The organism is Pseudonocardia oroxyli (assembly GCF_900102195.1).
GTDB classification, from domain to species: domain Bacteria; phylum Actinomycetota; class Actinomycetes; order Mycobacteriales; family Pseudonocardiaceae; genus Pseudonocardia; species Pseudonocardia oroxyli.
Window position 1 is genome coordinate 161,459 of the sequence record NZ_FNBE01000012.1, and the last position, 14,174, is coordinate 175,632.

Here is a 14,174-nt window from a genome sequence, read left to right on the forward strand (position 1 = left end):
ACTTACCACTCACGACCTCGGGTGGCCTCCTTCTCCGCGTCGGCCTGTTCGGCCTGTTCGGTCTGTTCGAACTGCGCGGCCTTGCGGGCCCTGTCCTGCTTGACGCTCGTCATCGTCGCCCGCACCGTGACCAGCACGATCAGGCCGAGGGTGACCCACAGCGCGTACCGGTCCACGAGCAGCACGACGTCCACCGCGTGCTGCCCGATCCCGTATCCGAGCCCGGCGACCAGGCCGGTCATCGCCAGGGCCCCGAGCGCGTCCGCCAGCAGGAACGGGATCACGCGCATGCCGGAGAGCCCGGCCACGGCGAACACGGCGGGTGCGGGGATGCCCGGCAGGGCCGAGGCCGCGACGGCCAGCGGCATCGCCCAGCGCGGCCAGGACCGCACCCGCGCGACGAACCGCTGCGCGAACGCGCCCGGCGCCCACAGCGTGATGATCTTCTCGCCCCAGCGCCGCCCCGCCAACCAGAACAGCCAGTCGAACTTGACCATCCCGAACACGCCCGCCGCGACCACCAGCCACAGGTCGCCCTCGCCGATCCGGGCGAACGCCGCACCCGCGCCGACCGCGGAGAGGCTGCCGGTGACGGCGCTGAGCGCGATGGGGTGCTCCGCGATCAGGAAGGGGCGGAACGGCATCGACCCGAGCATCAGCACGAGGACGGCGAGCGTCGAGAACACGAGGACCTTGTCGCCGCGCGACATCGGGTGGTCCCAGGGCATGGCCTCCCGCCACGCCCGCTTGGCCTCTTCGATCTCCTCGGGCGAGTAGTCCTTGCGCCGCCTTCTCCCCGTCATGCGGACCAGTTCACACCATGCCGCTGCGGCACGGTCAACGAGCGGCCGTCCGTGAACCCAGCGTCGACAGGAGGTCCTCGCTGATCTGCGCCAGGTCCGCGCCGCCCTCGGGCGCCTCGAGCCACTGTTCGTAGGCCGTCAGGAACACCTGGACCCCGACCCGGGCCGCGACCCGCGCCGCGCGCTCGTCGCCCCCCCGCCGCGCGAGGGCGTCGGCGAACCCGAGCGCCATCACGTGCTGCTTGACCAGGTCGCGTTCGAGGAGCTCCGAATTGGCCGCGATGACGGCCTGCCGCTCCCGCAGGGAACGGCGCGGAGCGAGGCCCTCCCAGTCGTGCCGGGCCAGCACCCGGACCACCGCCCGGAGCGGATCCGCGACATCGGGCACCTGCAGGAGCCGCTCCACGAGGGCCGCGCGCAGGCCGTCCGCGTCGGCGAACAGGACCTCGCGCTTGTCGGAGAAGTAGCGGAAGAACGTGCGGTTGGTGACCCGGGCCTGCCGCGCGATCTCGACGACGCTGGTGTCCTCGAACCCCTGCTCGCGGAACAGCTGCAGGGCGGCTGCCCGCAGTCGCTCCTCGCTGCCCTGCTCCCACCTCGGCACGGGTCGACGGTACAGGGTGATGACACACCACGACATCAGCAGTACGGTGATGTCACATCACGACATCACATCCCGCGTGCCTTGTCGCTCGACGATCCTGGGGGTCACCGTGAACTACCTCGTGAAGGCGACGCCGACCGGAGAACTGTCCACGCTGTCCGCCGAGGAACGCGACGAGCTGATGGCGCGGGAGCGCGAGGTCGCGACGGCGCTCATCGGCTCGGGCACGATCGCGTGGCTGTGGCGGCTCCCCGACAGCGGCACCAGTGTGGGGATCTGGAACGCCGAGAGTCCCGAGGCGCTCGATGCGTCACTCCGGACGCTGCCGATCTTCCGCTACCACTCGATCGAGATCACCGCGCTGGCCGCCCACCCGGCGTTCCCGACCTCGCTGCGCGCCACCGCGGGAGCTGCATGACGCGCCGAGACGCAGGACGCCCCTCCTGGGCGCGGACCGAGACCGGAGACGAGAACGCCGGGCGCTCCCGCGTGGGAGGCCCGGCGTTCGCCCTGGCAGGGCTGGCGGTAGCGGTGGGATTTGAACCCACGGAGGCTTGCACCTCACGCGCTTTCGAGGCGCGCTCCTTCGGCCGCTCGGACACGCTACCGCCGACAAGGTTACAAGCCCGGCCGCTCAGTCCCGCAGGCCCCCCGCGAAGAACCCGCGCAGCAGGTCGGCGGCCTCCTCGGCCCGGACCCCGCCCACGACCTCGGGTCGGTGGGTGAGCCGCCGGTCGCGCAGGACGTCCCACAGCGAGCCCGCCGCGCCCGTCTTCGGCTCCCAAGCGCCGAACACCACCCGCTCGACCCGGGCGAGGACGAGCGCGCCCGCGCACATCGTGCAGGGCTCGACGGTCACCGCGAGGGTGCAGCCGGCCAACCGCCACTCCCCCCGCACCGCCGCCGCCGCGCGCAGGGCCAGCACCTCGGCGTGGGCGGTGGGATCGCCGAGGGCCTCCCGGGCATTGGCCGCGGCCGCGAGCTCGCGGCCGTCGGCGTCGACCACCACGGCCCCGATCGGCACGTCGCCACTGGCGAGGGCCCCCCGCGCGACGTCGAGGGCGCGGCCGAGCAGCGCCACGTCGGTCGGGGTGGGGTGCACGCGCCCATGATGCCGCGCGTCCGACTCGCACCGCCCCGATGTCCGACTCGCGTGTTCGAGAGGGGACTCCCGCGTGCGGGAGTCGCGGTCAGCGCCCGACGAGGGCGGCGAGCTGGTCGCCGAACCCGCAGCGGCGGCCGATCACGGCCAGCTGCTCGTCCGGGTAGAGCTCGAGCTCGCCCGCGAGGATGTGCAGCTCCTCGGCGGGCAGGCCGAAGTCGGCGAGGATCGCCAGGTCCCCCTCGGGCCAGGGGTCGTCGTCGAGGGCGTCCTCGTCCGGGGGGAGGTCGATCCGCAGCAGGTCGAGCACGTCCGCGGCCACGTCGTAGTCCAGGGCGGCCGCGGCGTCGGACACCATCAGGGTGACGCCGCCGGGGACCGGGCGCAGCAGCACGAAGAACTCGTCGTCCACGTCCAGCAGGCCGACGACCGCGCCGGTGGAGCGCAGCCCGCGCAGCTCGGTGATCGCCGCGTCGAGGTCGACGAGCGCGTCCGGTTCCAGGCGGACACAGCGCCAGCGCCCCTCCTCGCGGATCGCGGCGACCGCGTATCCGGGCAGCGACGAACCCTTCACCTGGGTCGGCGCCTCGACGCTCTGCACGGGCATGTCCCCACGGTAGGCCGCTTTCCGGTGTGGTACAAACCACAATTCGGGTGGACGTCACCGCGGTGACAGGATCGGGGGATGCCCGACCTCCAGCGCGCGCTGCCGAGTTCACCGGCCGCTCTCCTCGGCGCCGCCCGGGCGTTGCAGCCGCGCACGGTCGCGTTCCGCAGGGCGCTGCACCGACAGCCCGAGCTCGGGCTCCGGCTGCCGCACACCCGCGACCTGCTGATCGCGGAGCTGGCGGACCTGCCGTTGACCCTGCACCGGGGCCGCGACCTCACCTCCGTGGTCGCCGTCCTCGACGGCGCGCGCCGGGGCCGGACGACGTTGCTGCGCGCGGACATGGACGCGCTGCCGGTACAGGAGGGCGCGGGCGTCGCGTTCGCGTCGGAGGTCCCGGGCCGGATGCACGCGTGCGGCCACGACCTGCACGTCGCGATGCTGGCGGGCGCGGCGCGGCTGCTCTGCGAGCGGCGGGAGGAGATCTCCGGCCGGGTCGTGTTGATGTTCCAGCCCGGCGAGGAGGGCTTCCACGGCGCCCGCCACATGATCGACGAGGGGCTGCTGGCGCGGCACGGTCCCGGCGGACGTCCGGACGCGGCGTTCGCGCTGCACGTCAGCGCGACCATGCCGACCGGTGAACTGCACCTGCGGCCCGGCCCGATCATGGCGGCCGCGGACGTCCTGCGGGTCACGGTCACCGGCCGCGGCGGGCACGCCTCGGCCCCGCACCACGCCGTCGACCCGGTCCCGGCGGCCGCCGCGATGGTCGGCGCGCTCCAGACGATGATCACCCGGAAGGTGGACGCGCACGATCCCACCGTGCTCACCGTCAGCCGGATCACGGCCGGGACCACGGACAACGTCATCCCGGAGACCGCCGAGCTGGAGGGCACGCTGCGGACGATGGCCGAGCCCGTCCGACGGGCCGTGTGCCGGGAGATCGAGCGGGTCTGCACCCACACCGCCCTCGCCCACGACTGCACGGCGCAGGTCGCGATCGAGCCCGGCTACCCCGTCACGGTCAACGACCCGGCGGCCACCGCGCGGCTCGCGGACACCGGCAGGCGGCTGCTCGGCGACACCCGGGTGCACACCATGCCGACCCCGATCATGGGCGCGGAGGACTTCGCGTACGTCCTGCAGAAGGTGCCCGGCGCGCTGGCGTTCCTGGGTGCCTGCCCGCCCGGGACCGCGCCGCACGAGGCCGCGCCCAACCACTCCGCCCGCGTCCGCTTCGACGAGTCGGCCATGCCCGCCGGGGTCGCCCTCTACGCCGCCCTCGCCATGGGGTGAGATCGGGGTGTGCTGAGCGTCCGCGATCTGTCCCTGGCCCTGCGTTCCGGGGAGCTCTCCCCCGTCGAGCACGTGCGCGAGACGCTGGCCAGGCTCCGCGACGACCCGCTGAACGCCGTGGTCGCGATCGCGCCGGACGCGGAGCGGGTGGCCGAGGAACGGGCCGCCGAGCTGGCCCGCCACGAGTGGCGCGGCCCGCTGCACGGGGTCGCGGTGGGGGTGAAGGACCTGTTCGACGTCGTCGGGCTGCCCACGCGGGCGGGCTCGGCCGTCACCGCGGACACCCCCGCCGAAGGCGAGGGCCCCGTGATCACCCGGCTGCGCGAGGCGGGCGCGGTGATCGTCGGCAAGCTCGCGACGCACGAGTTCGCCTACGGCACCACCGGGGACGTCTCGGCCGCGGGCCCGACGCGCAACCCGCACGACCCCACCCGGATCACCGGCGGCTCGTCCTCCGGGTCCGCGGCGGCCGTCGCGGCCGGGTACGTGCCGCTCGCGCTCGGCACCGACACCGGCGCCAGCGTGCGCACCCCCGCCGCGCTCTGCGGGGTGGTCGGACTCAAGCCCGAGTTCGGCGTGCTGTCGACCGAGGGGGTGTTCCCGCTGGCCGAGACCCTGGACACCGTCGGGGTCCTGGCCGCCGACACGCACTCGGCCGCGGTCGCGTGGGACGTGCTGTCCCGCCCGGACGGGACCGGCGGCGGCATCCAGCCGCCCGGGATCTCCGGCGCGCACGTCGGCGTGCTGGTCGACGAGTACTGGCACGCCCACGACTTCTCGCTGGACGCCTCGATCCGGCTGCTCGAGAAGGCGGGTGCGGAGATCTTCGAGATCCGGACGCCCTTCGTCGCGGAGCTCGCCGGGGTCTATGCGGACATCGTCAGCGCCGAGGCCTACGCCACGCACCGCCGGTGGCTCGCCGACGGCGCCCCCTACCAGCCCGAGACGGCGGAGCGGCTCGGCGCGGTCGCGGACGCACCCGCCTGGCGGTACGTGGCGGCCCAGCGCACCCGTCGTCGGCTGACGGCCGAGTTCGCGGCGGCCACCGCCGACATGGACGTGCTGATCGCCCCGACGACGCGGCTGCGCGCGACCCCGATCGGCGAGCGGCGGACCCCGCAGGGCCATCCGGTCCGCACGGACCTGCTGGACCTGACCTGCCCCTTCAACCTGACCGGCTGGCCGGCGATCTCCGTCCCGGCTCCGGACGAGGGCCTGCCCGCCGGTGTCCAGATCGTCGGCCGCCGCCTGGAGGAGCGCGGGATCCTGCGCGTCGCGGGCGTGCTCGAACGCTGAGCCAGTGATCGACCTCACCGCGTAACACCGTTGCTGCTGTTGCATTGAGCAACGTTTCGTCTTGCAATCGAGTAACACAGGCGTAACAGATTGCGACGAAAGGCGGCAGGCATGTGCGGCATCTGCGGGTGGGTCGACTTCCGAGCGGACCAGCGCGCGCCGGAGCGACGTGCGGTCCTCGACGCGATGACGGCGACGATGTCCTGCCGGGGCCCGGACGCCGAAGGCACCTGGGTGGACCGGCACGCCGCCCTCGGCCACCGCAGGCTCGCCGTGATCGACCTCCCCGGCGGCGCGCAGCCGATGCGGCTCGACGCGCGCCGGGACGGTGAGCCCGAGCTCGCGATCGTCTACTCCGGAGAGACCTACAACTTCCGCGAGCTGCGCGCGGAGCTCGGCGGCCCGTGGCGGACCGACAGCGACACCGAGGTCGTGCTCCGCGCGCACCGCGACTGGGGTGCCGACGCGGTCCGCCGCCTGAACGGGATGTTCGCCTACGCCGTCTGGGACCCGCAGGCGGAGGAGCTGCTGCTGGTCAGGGACCGACTCGGCGTCAAGCCGCTGTACTACCTGCCCACCGCCGACGGCGTCCGGTTCGGCTCCGAGCCCAAGGCGATCCTGGCCGACCCGGCGGTGGAGCGGCGGGTGACCCGCGACGGTCTGCGCCGGTTGCTGAGCTGGGTCCACGACCCGTCCAACGCCGTGTTCGCCGGACTGCGCGAGGTCCCGCCCGGTCACCTGGTGCGGGTGTCCCGCGCCGGGGTCCGGGAGGAGCGGTACTGGCAGCTGCAGGACACCGGCCACACCGACGACGTCCCGACCACGGTCCGGCGGGTGCGCGAGCTGCTCGACGACACCGCGAAGCGCCAGCTGATCGCGGACGTCCCGCTGGGCACGCTGCTCTCCGGCGGCCTCGACTCCAGCGCCCTGACCGCGCTCGCCCAGCAGTACACCGACGGCGCCGTGCGGTCGTTCGCGGTGGACTTCACCGGCTACGAGGAGGACTTCACCCCCGACGACGTCCGGGGCACGCCCGACGCTCCGTACGTCCGCGAGGTCGCCGAGTACGTCGGGACCGACCACACCGACATCCGCCTGACCACCGACCAGCTGATGGACCCGGCCGTCCGGTCCGCGACGCTGCACGCCCGCGACATCCCGGCGGGCATCGGGGACATGGACTCCTCGCTCTACCTGCTGTTCAAGGCGGTCCGCGCGCAGTCGACGGTGGCGCTGTCCGGCGAGTCCGCCGACGAGGTCTTCGGCGGCTACCGGGACTTCCACGACGCGGACACCGTCGCCGCGGACACCTTCCCGTGGATCGCGGGCCGGATGATGAAGCAGGGCCCGAGCCTGCTGGCGGTGGATCTGGACCTCGACGACTACGTCGATGCGCAGTACCGCCGCGCGCTGTCCGAGGTTCCCGAGCTGACCGGTCCCGCGGCGAACGATCCGCACGAACGCCGGATGCGCGAGATCTGCTACCTCTACCTGACCCGCTTCCTGCCCACCCTGCTCGACCGCAAGGACCGGATGAGCATGGCCGTGGGCCTGGAGGTGCGCGTGCCGTTCTGCGACCACCGGCTCGTCGAGTACGTGTTCGGCACGCCGTGGTCGCACAAGACCTTCGACGGCCGCGAGAAGAGCCTGCTCCGGCACGCCACGAAGGACCTGCTGCCGGAGTCGGTGGTGCAGCGGGTGAAGAGCCCCTACCCGTCCACCCAGGACGAGACCTACGAGAAGGCGCTGCGCGAACGCGCCGCCGACCTGCTCCGCCACGGGTCCCCCGTCGAGCCGCTGATCGACCGGGCCCGGGTCGCCGCCCGCATCGACGGTCCGATGACGGGCACCCACGACATGGGCGCCCGCACCCAGCTCGAACGCGTCCTCGACCTGGACGCCTGGCTCCGCGACTACGACGTGCAGCTCGACCTCACCTGAACCCGTGAGCGGCGGCCGGGGGTCGGCAGCCGCCGGAGGCGGCGGGGTGGGCGAGCGGAGTCGCTAGAGCGACCATCGCCGCTCACGGCTCGATGACGGGTGGGCGCTACGCTGCTCCGCCATGCGGGCGCTGTGTGTCGTCGGGACCGGGCTGATCGGCGGATCGTTGATGCGGGCCGCGGCCGCGGCGGGTCGGGAGGTGTGGGGCGTCGCCTGGTCGACCGGCACGGCGGCCGCCGCGCAGGCGGACGGGTTCGACGTCGACACCGACCTGGACGCCGCGCTGCGCAAGGCCGCGGACGCCGACGCCCTGGTCGTCGTCGCCGTGCCGCTCCCGGCCGTCGAGCAGATCCTGACCCGGGTCGACGCCGTCGCCCCGACGGTCCGGCTCACCGACGCCGTGAGTGTGAAGGTGGCGGTGCAGGACCTGGTCACCACCTACGCCCCGCGGGCCCGGTACGTCGGCGGGCACCCGATGGCCGGAACCTCGGAGTCCGGTTGGGCCGCGGGGGACGGCGCGCTGTTCCGGGACGCCGCATGGGTCGTCATCGCCGACGACGGGGTGGACCTCGAGGTGTGGCGGGACGTCGCCGAGCTGGCCTGGGCCTGCGGGTCCCGGGTCGTGCCCGCGGCGTCCGACGAGCACGATCTCGCCGTCGCGCGGATCTCGCACCTGCCGCACCTGCTCGCGGCGGTCCTGGCGAGCGTCGGCGCCGGGGACCCGGACGACGACCTGGCGCTCGCCCTGTCCGCGAGCTCGTTCGCCGACGGGACCCGGGTGGCGGGCACGCGGCCGGAGCTGACCCTGGCGATGTGCGAGGGCAACCGGCCCGCCCTGCTCGCCGCGGTCGACGAGGCGCTGGGCCGCCTCGGCGTCATGCGCGGGGCGCTGGCCTCCACGGGCGGGCTCAAGGCGACCGTCGAGGCGGGCTACCTCGCGCGGCAGCGCTGGAAGTCCACCCGCGAGCCGCTCGGGCTCGCCGTGTCGCTCGAGGGCCCGAACGCCCTGGCGGAGCTCCGCGAGCTCGGCCGCCGGGGAGACGTGGTCAGCGGCTGGAAGTAGCGGGCTCCCCGCTCGCCGTCACCCGGGCGGTCAGCTCGACGCCGAGCCGCCGCGGGAACAGCCGGTGCAGGTTCGAGGTCACCCGGTTGACCCGACCCGACACCACGCTCGGGGTCGAGCGGCCGTCCAGGGCGTGCAGGGCGGTGGCCACGACCTGCTCCGGGGTCTGCATCGCCGTCGCCCGGCCCGCCGCGGCGTCCCCCGCGACGTCGAGGAACTCGGTGCTGGTCAGCCCCGGGGACAGGCACAGCACCCGCAGGTCGCTTCCCCTGGTCTCGTACCAGAGCGCCTCGGTGAAGCTCAGCACGAAGGCCTTCGACGCGGCGTACACCGCCATGTTCGGGATCGGCTGGTACGCGGCCACGCTCGCGACGTTGACCAGGTAGCCCGTGCCCGCCCGCAGCCGCGGCAGGAACGCTCGGCTCAGGCCCACCAGGGTCCCGACGTTCAGCTGCACCATCTGCTGCAGCCGGTCCGGGTCCTGCGCGTGGACCTGCCCGTGGTCGCCGAACCCGGCGTTGTTGACCAGCGCGGTGACCTCGATGCCGCGCCGGTCGACCTCGGCGAGCAGCTCCGCGGGCGCCTCGGGTCGGCCGAGGTCGAGGGGGATGACGTGCACCGTGACGTCGGACAGCTCGGCGGCGAGGGCCTCGAGGCGCTCGGCCCGACGCGCGACGAGCACGAGGTCCGACCCGCGACGGGCGACCTCGCGCGCGAAGGCCGCGCCGATGCCCGAGCTGGCGCCGGTGATGAGGACGGTCTGGCTGCGGTGATCCATGTGTGCACTGTATGCCCGCCTGACACTGGGTGCCAGGTTGGCATCGTGAGTTACGCTGGGGTCGTGAGCTTGTGGGAGCAGACCCGGCGGACCGTGCAGGACGACATCGCGGCGGCCGCCATGGACCTGTTCGTCGAGCACGGGTTCGACGCGGTGACGATGGACGAGATCGCGACCCGCGCCGGCATCTCGCGGCGGTCGCTGTTCCGGTACTTCGGCACGAAGGAGGACCTCGTGCTGCGCTCCGTCGCGGGCACGGGCGAGAGCATCGCCGCGGCGCTGCGCGCCCGCCCGCGCACCGAAGGGCCGTGGGCGGCCGTGCTCGCCGTGGCGGACGAACTGGAGTCGGCGCCGGAGTGGGACCCCGCGCGGGAGCGGGCCATCGGCCGGATGTGCGTGGAGACCCCGGCGCTGCGGGCCCGGCGCGCCGAGAAGCACCAGGGCTGGGTGGACCTGTTCACCCCGGAGCTGGCGGCCCGCCCGGAGAGCGCGCCGGTGGGCGAGTCGGCGGCGGGCGCGATCGCCGCCGCGGCGCTGGCCTGCCTGGACGTCGCGACCGACCGGTGGGTCGCCGAGGGCGGGGTCCTCGCCGCCCACTTCGCGCAGGCCGTGGCGGCGGTGCGGAGCTGACCCGGGCGGCCGCGCGGGCTACGCCGTGGCCGCGTCCACCCGCTCGCTGGACAGCAGCGCGGCCAGACCGGGGTAGGAGATCACGAAGCCGTCGACGTCCACCGCCAGGTCCGCCGAGAAGTCCTCCCAGGTGAACCCGACCTGCGCCGGGACGTCACCCGCACCCACCCGCAGCGTCCGGTACTCCTGCACGGCCGTGGTGACCGTGAGGTCCGGCAAGGACACGAACACCATCGGCACCTCGACCGCACCCGCCTCCCGGTGCAGGCCCAGCCTGCGGATCGGCAGCGAGTTGAACAGCGGGCTGAACTCCAGGTCCAGGTCCACGGCGCCGTCGAAGTCCGCGCGGGTCGAGCCGGACCCGTCGTCGAGCAGCCAGAAGCCGTCGTCGGTGCGCTGGATCGTGAGGTGCTTCTCGGCGGCCATCGTGGCCGCGGTGACGGACAGCCGCAGGAGCGTGCCGTCCTCGCGCACGACGAGGTTGTAGGAGGCCGTGAGGTCGCCGGAGGGATCCGGGCGCACGATCCGGCCGAGCGCCCGGAACCCGAGCGGGCCGGGACCGAAGTGCACCCGGACCCCCTCGAGGCCCGGCCTGCCCTCGGCCTGCCAGGTGAGCATGGTCGTCATCGACACCACCGTAGGGAGCGGGAGGCCCGGGCGCACCGCCCGGGATCGGCCGAGTGTGGCTAGGACGCGGGCTGGTCGGGGACGAAGTCCTTGATCTTGTCGACGACCGCGTCGACCTGCTCGGCGTGCCCGAACCTCTCCTTGACGATCTCGCCCACCTTCTCGGCACCCTGCTCGATCGCCTCGCCGTGCTCGTTCACCAGCTTCTCGGCCTGACCCTTGAGCGCGTCGAAATCCACCACGGTGGTGCCCCCTTCTCGAGCATTCGTGATCGTGCGCCATCAAACACCCCGGCGCCCCCGAGGCACTAGCCCTCCCGGCGGACCTCCTCCGGCTCGACGTCCGCCCGCACCCCCCGGAAGGCGGGCTCGCGCAGCCTGCCCTCGGCCGTCCAGCCCAGGTGCGCGACCTCCACGGCGACGACCGGCTCGTACCAGTGCACCCCGGCCGCGTCCGCCCGCGGCGGCCGCTCGGCGAAGGGCGCGGACGCCCGCTCACTGCCGCTGAGCAGGTCGGACAGGGTCTGTTCGGCGGTCCGGGCGTCGACCCGGCCGACGTAGGCGAGCGCGTCGCCGTCGGGCACGCCCAGGAGCAGCACTCCCCGCCCCGGCCGCCAGCCGCCGACCAGGCAGGTCTGGGTGTGGCGGTGGGTCACCTTCACCCAGCCGGGGCCGCCGTAGGGCGCGTCGCGCCGCTTCGCCACGACGCCCTCCATGCCGCGCCGCGCGGTCGCCTCCCACAACGCCCGTCCGTCGGTATAGGTCGGTGACAACGCCAGGGTGGGGACGCCCGAGGTGTCGAGCCGCTCGAGGGTCGCCCGGCGTTCGTGCAGCGGACGCTCCTCGATCGGGACCCCGTAGAGCCGCAGCACGTCGAACACCATGAAGGTGACCGGCGTGCGCGGGCGCGGGACCGGCCGGTGCAGCCGGTCGGCCAGGGCCGCGAAGCTCGGCACGCCGTCCTGCAGGAGGACGACCTCGCCGTCGAGCAGCACGTCCGGTGCGACCGTGGTCAGCGCCGCCAGCTCCGGGAAGCTCGCGGTGACGTCCCGCCCGCCCCGGGTGAGCAGGTGCAGGACCCCGTCGGCCACGTCCGCGAGCAGCCGCATGCCGTCCCACTTGACCTCGTAGACCCACTCCGGCCCCGTCGGGAGGGTGCCGGGAGTGGCGAGCATGGGCTGCACCCCGTCATGCTGTCACCATGCGTGCGATGTGGAGCGGTGCCGTGTCTTTCGGGCTGGTCTCCGTGCCCATCAAGCTGTACTCGGCCACGACGAACCACGACGTCCGGTTCCACCAGGTCCACGGCGCGGACGGCGGCCGGATCCGCTACAAGCGCACGTGCACCGTGTGCGGCGAGGTCGTGGAGTACGCGGACATCGTGAAGGGGTACGAGACCGAGGACGGCGAGCTCATCACGCTCGACGAGTCGGACCTCGACTCGCTGCCGGTCGCCTCCGGCCACGAGATCGACGTCATCGAGTTCGTGCCCGCGGACCAGATCGACCCGATGCTGTTCGACAAGGCCTACTACCTCGAGCCCGAGACGAAGGCCGCCAAGCCCTACGCGCTGCTGCGCGAGGCGCTCGCCGAGACCGACCGGATGGCGGTCGTGCGGTTCGCGCTGCGGCAGCGGGAGTCGCTCGCCCTGCTGCGGGTGCGGGACAAGGTGATCGTGCTGCAGACCATGCTGTGGCCGGACGAGGTCCGCGAGCCCGCGTTCGACATCCTCGACCAGGACGTCGACCTCAAGCCGCAGGAGCTCAAGATGGCGTCCTCGCTGGTCGAGAGCATGGGCGCGGACTTCGACTCGGCCGATTTCCACGACGAGTACCGGGACGCGGTGCTGGAGCTGATCGAGTCGAAGAAGGAGCACGGCGACGCCCGCCCCGCCCCCGTCGAGGCGAAGAAGGAGGACGAGGGCGACTCCATGACCGACCTGCTCTCCGCCCTCCAGGCCAGCGTCGAGGCGGCCAAGGGCAAGGCGGGGGCGAAGGCCGACCCGGAGCCCGAACCCGAGCCCGAGAAGAAGCCCGCGCGCAAGCCCGCGGCGCGCCGGAAGAAGGAGTCCTCCGAGGAGGACAAGCCCGCGACGACCCGCAAACGCCGCACCGCCTGACCCCCGTGAGTGGCGATGGTCGCTGGAGCGACTATCGCCACTCACGGGCCGTGGGCGGACTCCGGCGGGGTCTGGTCCTTCTGCAGGCTGTCGAACAGCTGGCTCGCCCGGTCCCGGTCCCACCTGACCACCGACTGGCCGCCGATCGTCGGGGTGCCGCCGACCGGGACCGTGGTGGCGACGCCGCCGTTCGTCACCCCGCGCATGGCCAGGCCGAGCTGCGCGATGTTCCAGATGTGGTCGCTGGAGTCGACCGTGATCAGGCCCGTCATGGCGTCCGCCAGCGGCACGACGCGGAACGGGTTGACCAGCGTGGTGGGGCTCGTGGCCTTCGCGATCAGCGCCGACAGGAACTCCCGCTGGCGCTGCACCCGGTCGAAGTCCGAGCCCGCCGTCGCCCGGGTGCGGACGTAGCCGAGCGCGGTCTGCCCGTCGAGCTCCTGGCAGCCCGCCTGGATGTCCAGGGCCGCCTTCGGATCCTTGATCGCCCGCGGCACGCAGAGGTCCACCCCGCCGATGGCGTCCACGGCGTCGACGAACCCGCCGAACCCGATCTCGGCGTAGTGGTCGATGTGCAGGCCGGTGGCGGCCTCCACCGTCGAGATCAGCAGCTGCGGGCCGCCGAAGGCGTACGCCGCGTTCAGCTTGTTCGTCCCGTGCCCGTCGATCGGCACGTACGAGTCCCGCGGCAGGCTGACCAGCACCGATCCCGAGCTGCCGGAGTGCAGCAGCATGATCGTGTCGGTGCGCTGGCCCGCGGCGTCTCCCGTGCCGAGCCGCTCCTCGTCCTCCGCGGAGAGGTCCGCGCGGCTGTCGGAGCCGACGATCAGCCAGTTCGTGCCGGACGACTCCGCCGTCGACCCCGCGGGCAGCGCCTCGACCCGGTTCATGTTCTGGTCGAGGTACACGCCCCAGCCCACGAGCGCGACCAGCAGCGCCAGCGCGATCCACTTGATCCGCCGCCCCCAGCGGCGGGGCTTGCGCACCTTCGGCGCCCTGGTCTGCACCGGCGGCCGATACTCCTGGCGGGGCGGCGGGCCGGAGGGCATCACCCGGGTGTGGGGCGGCGGCTGGTTCGACGGGATCCGCCGCGTCGGGCCCTCGCCCTGGTACCCGGGCGGCGGGCCGGGGCGGCGGGGCGGCTGGTTCGTCCACCCCGGACCCCCGCCACGGCGCGGCGGCGGGCCTTGGGGTCCGCGAGGTCCGGTCATGGCGCCCTCTCCCGACGTCTGGTGGTCCCGGTGCGAGCCCACGGTAGCGAGACGGCCGTACCCGTCCCTCATCCCTAGGACGCGCGAACCACCCGCCG

16 protein-coding genes and 1 tRNA gene are annotated in these 14,174 nt (G+C 73.6%); 7 read left to right on the forward strand and 10 right to left on the reverse strand.

All coding sequences use genetic code 11. The annotated features are described in order from the left end of the window. Positions 1 to 2: 2 nt before the first annotated feature. On the reverse strand, positions 3 to 803 hold the full coding sequence (locus BLS43_RS18930) for a DedA family protein (RefSeq protein WP_176921417.1): 801 nt from the start codon (positions 801 to 803) through the stop codon (positions 3 to 5). Positions 804 to 837: 34 nt separating this feature from the next. Then, positions 838 to 1,407, reverse strand: a complete 570-nt coding sequence (locus BLS43_RS18935) for a TetR family transcriptional regulator (RefSeq protein WP_093086695.1) — start codon at positions 1,405 to 1,407, stop codon at positions 838 to 840. Positions 1,408 to 1,516: 109 nt separating this feature from the next. Between BLS43_RS18935 and BLS43_RS18940 the strand changes: the two genes are divergently transcribed. After that, positions 1,517 to 1,825 carry a muconolactone Delta-isomerase gene (locus BLS43_RS18940; RefSeq protein ID WP_176921418.1) on the forward strand — a complete coding sequence of 103 codons (309 nt, stop codon included), beginning with the start codon at positions 1,517 to 1,519 and terminating at the stop codon, positions 1,823 to 1,825. Positions 1,826 to 1,927: 102 nt separating this feature from the next. Here the strand turns inward: BLS43_RS18940 and BLS43_RS18945 are convergent. The 3 genes from BLS43_RS18945 to BLS43_RS18955 form a co-directional block, all read right to left on the reverse strand. Then, positions 1,928 to 2,015: transfer RNA gene (locus tag BLS43_RS18945), tRNA-Ser, on the reverse strand. 26 nt (positions 2,016 to 2,041) lie between these two features. Beyond that, positions 2,042 to 2,509 (reverse strand): nucleoside deaminase, encoded by a 468-nt coding sequence (locus tag BLS43_RS18950; RefSeq protein ID WP_093086700.1) that lies wholly within the window; start codon positions 2,507 to 2,509, stop codon positions 2,042 to 2,044. Positions 2,510 to 2,597: 88 nt separating this feature from the next. Continuing rightward, positions 2,598 to 3,116 (reverse strand): tRNA adenosine deaminase-associated protein, encoded by a 519-nt coding sequence (locus BLS43_RS18955; RefSeq protein ID WP_093086702.1) that lies wholly within the window; start codon positions 3,114 to 3,116, stop codon positions 2,598 to 2,600. Between the two features lie 78 nt (positions 3,117 to 3,194). Here BLS43_RS18955 and BLS43_RS18960 point away from each other — a divergent pair, with 78 nt between their 5' ends. From BLS43_RS18960 to BLS43_RS18975, 4 genes are all read left to right on the forward strand, one after another. Then, the gene (locus BLS43_RS18960; protein ID WP_093086704.1) at positions 3,195 to 4,412 is read left to right on the forward strand and encodes a M20 metallopeptidase family protein; all 1,218 of its coding nucleotides are present in this window, start codon (positions 3,195 to 3,197) and stop codon (positions 4,410 to 4,412) included. Between the two features lie 9 nt (positions 4,413 to 4,421). After that, positions 4,422 to 5,708: an amidase gene (locus BLS43_RS18965; protein WP_093086706.1), complete on the forward strand. Its 1,287-nt coding sequence runs from the start codon at positions 4,422 to 4,424 to the stop codon at positions 5,706 to 5,708. A gap of 111 nt (positions 5,709 to 5,819) precedes the next feature. Further along, on the forward strand, positions 5,820 to 7,649 hold the full coding sequence (asnB, locus tag BLS43_RS18970) for an asparagine synthase (glutamine-hydrolyzing) (protein WP_093086709.1): 1,830 nt from the start codon (positions 5,820 to 5,822) through the stop codon (positions 7,647 to 7,649). 121 nt (positions 7,650 to 7,770) lie between these two features. Then, positions 7,771 to 8,712: a prephenate dehydrogenase gene (locus tag BLS43_RS18975; protein ID WP_093086712.1), complete on the forward strand. Its 942-nt coding sequence runs from the start codon at positions 7,771 to 7,773 to the stop codon at positions 8,710 to 8,712. Here BLS43_RS18975 and BLS43_RS18980 read toward each other — a convergent pair. Beyond that, on the reverse strand, positions 8,696 to 9,490 hold the full coding sequence (locus tag BLS43_RS18980) for an SDR family NAD(P)-dependent oxidoreductase (protein ID WP_093086715.1): 795 nt from the start codon (positions 9,488 to 9,490) through the stop codon (positions 8,696 to 8,698). The genes BLS43_RS18975 and BLS43_RS18980 overlap by 17 nt on opposite strands. 63 nt (positions 9,491 to 9,553) lie before the next feature. Between BLS43_RS18980 and BLS43_RS18985 the strand changes: the two genes are divergently transcribed. Beyond that, positions 9,554 to 10,120, forward strand: a complete 567-nt coding sequence (locus tag BLS43_RS18985; RefSeq protein ID WP_093086717.1) for a TetR/AcrR family transcriptional regulator — start codon at positions 9,554 to 9,556, stop codon at positions 10,118 to 10,120. 18 nt (positions 10,121 to 10,138) lie between these two features. On the opposite strand, the gene BLS43_RS18990 is transcribed toward BLS43_RS18985, so the two are convergent. From BLS43_RS18990 to BLS43_RS19000, 3 genes are all read right to left on the reverse strand, one after another. Next, the gene (locus BLS43_RS18990; RefSeq protein ID WP_093086720.1) at positions 10,139 to 10,747 is read right to left on the reverse strand and encodes a putative glycolipid-binding domain-containing protein; all 609 of its coding nucleotides are present in this window, start codon (positions 10,745 to 10,747) and stop codon (positions 10,139 to 10,141) included. A 59-nt stretch (positions 10,748 to 10,806) separates the two neighbouring features. Then, a complete protein-coding gene (locus BLS43_RS18995) occupies positions 10,807 to 10,989 on the reverse strand; it encodes an Rv0909 family putative TA system antitoxin (protein ID WP_245707583.1) in 183 nt (60 codons plus the stop codon). A gap of 65 nt (positions 10,990 to 11,054) precedes the next feature. Then, positions 11,055 to 11,921: an ATP-dependent DNA ligase gene (locus tag BLS43_RS19000; protein ID WP_218129894.1), complete on the reverse strand. Its 867-nt coding sequence runs from the start codon at positions 11,919 to 11,921 to the stop codon at positions 11,055 to 11,057. A 50-nt stretch (positions 11,922 to 11,971) separates the two neighbouring features. On the opposite strand from BLS43_RS19000, the gene ku reads away from it, so the two are divergent. Further along, a complete protein-coding gene (gene ku / locus BLS43_RS19005) occupies positions 11,972 to 12,865 on the forward strand; it encodes a non-homologous end joining protein Ku (RefSeq protein ID WP_245707584.1) in 894 nt (297 codons plus the stop codon). Between the two features lie 41 nt (positions 12,866 to 12,906). Here the strand turns inward: ku and BLS43_RS19010 are convergent, their stop codons facing one another. Continuing rightward, a complete protein-coding gene (locus BLS43_RS19010) occupies positions 12,907 to 14,076 on the reverse strand; it encodes an LCP family protein (protein WP_218129895.1) in 1,170 nt (389 codons plus the stop codon). Positions 14,077 to 14,174: the final 98 nt, after the last annotated feature.

What these genes read in the sequence shown, in the direction of transcription:
- BLS43_RS18990 (WP_093086720.1), bottom strand. Translation starts at nt 10,747, where the DNA reads ATGACGACCATGCTCACCTGGCAGGCCGAGGGCAGGCCGGGCCTCGAG.
- BLS43_RS18975 (WP_093086712.1), top strand. Translation starts at nt 7,771, where the DNA reads ATGCGGGCGCTGTGTGTCGTCGGGACCGGGCTGATCGGCGGATCGTTG.
- BLS43_RS18960 (WP_093086704.1), top strand. Translation starts at nt 3,195, where the DNA reads ATGCCCGACCTCCAGCGCGCGCTGCCGAGTTCACCGGCCGCTCTCCTC.
- BLS43_RS18955 (WP_093086702.1), bottom strand. Translation starts at nt 3,116, where the DNA reads ATGCCCGTGCAGAGCGTCGAGGCGCCGACCCAGGTGAAGGGTTCGTCG.
- BLS43_RS18980 (WP_093086715.1), bottom strand. Translation starts at nt 9,490, where the DNA reads ATGGATCACCGCAGCCAGACCGTCCTCATCACCGGCGCCAGCTCGGGC.
- BLS43_RS18930 (WP_176921417.1), bottom strand. Translation starts at nt 803, where the DNA reads ATGACGGGGAGAAGGCGGCGCAAGGACTACTCGCCCGAGGAGATCGAA.
- BLS43_RS19000 (WP_218129894.1), bottom strand. Translation starts at nt 11,921, where the DNA reads ATGCTCGCCACTCCCGGCACCCTCCCGACGGGGCCGGAGTGGGTCTAC.
- BLS43_RS19010 (WP_218129895.1), bottom strand. Translation starts at nt 14,076, where the DNA reads ATGACCGGACCTCGCGGACCCCAAGGCCCGCCGCCGCGCCGTGGCGGG.
- asnB (WP_093086709.1), top strand. Translation starts at nt 5,820, where the DNA reads ATGTGCGGCATCTGCGGGTGGGTCGACTTCCGAGCGGACCAGCGCGCG.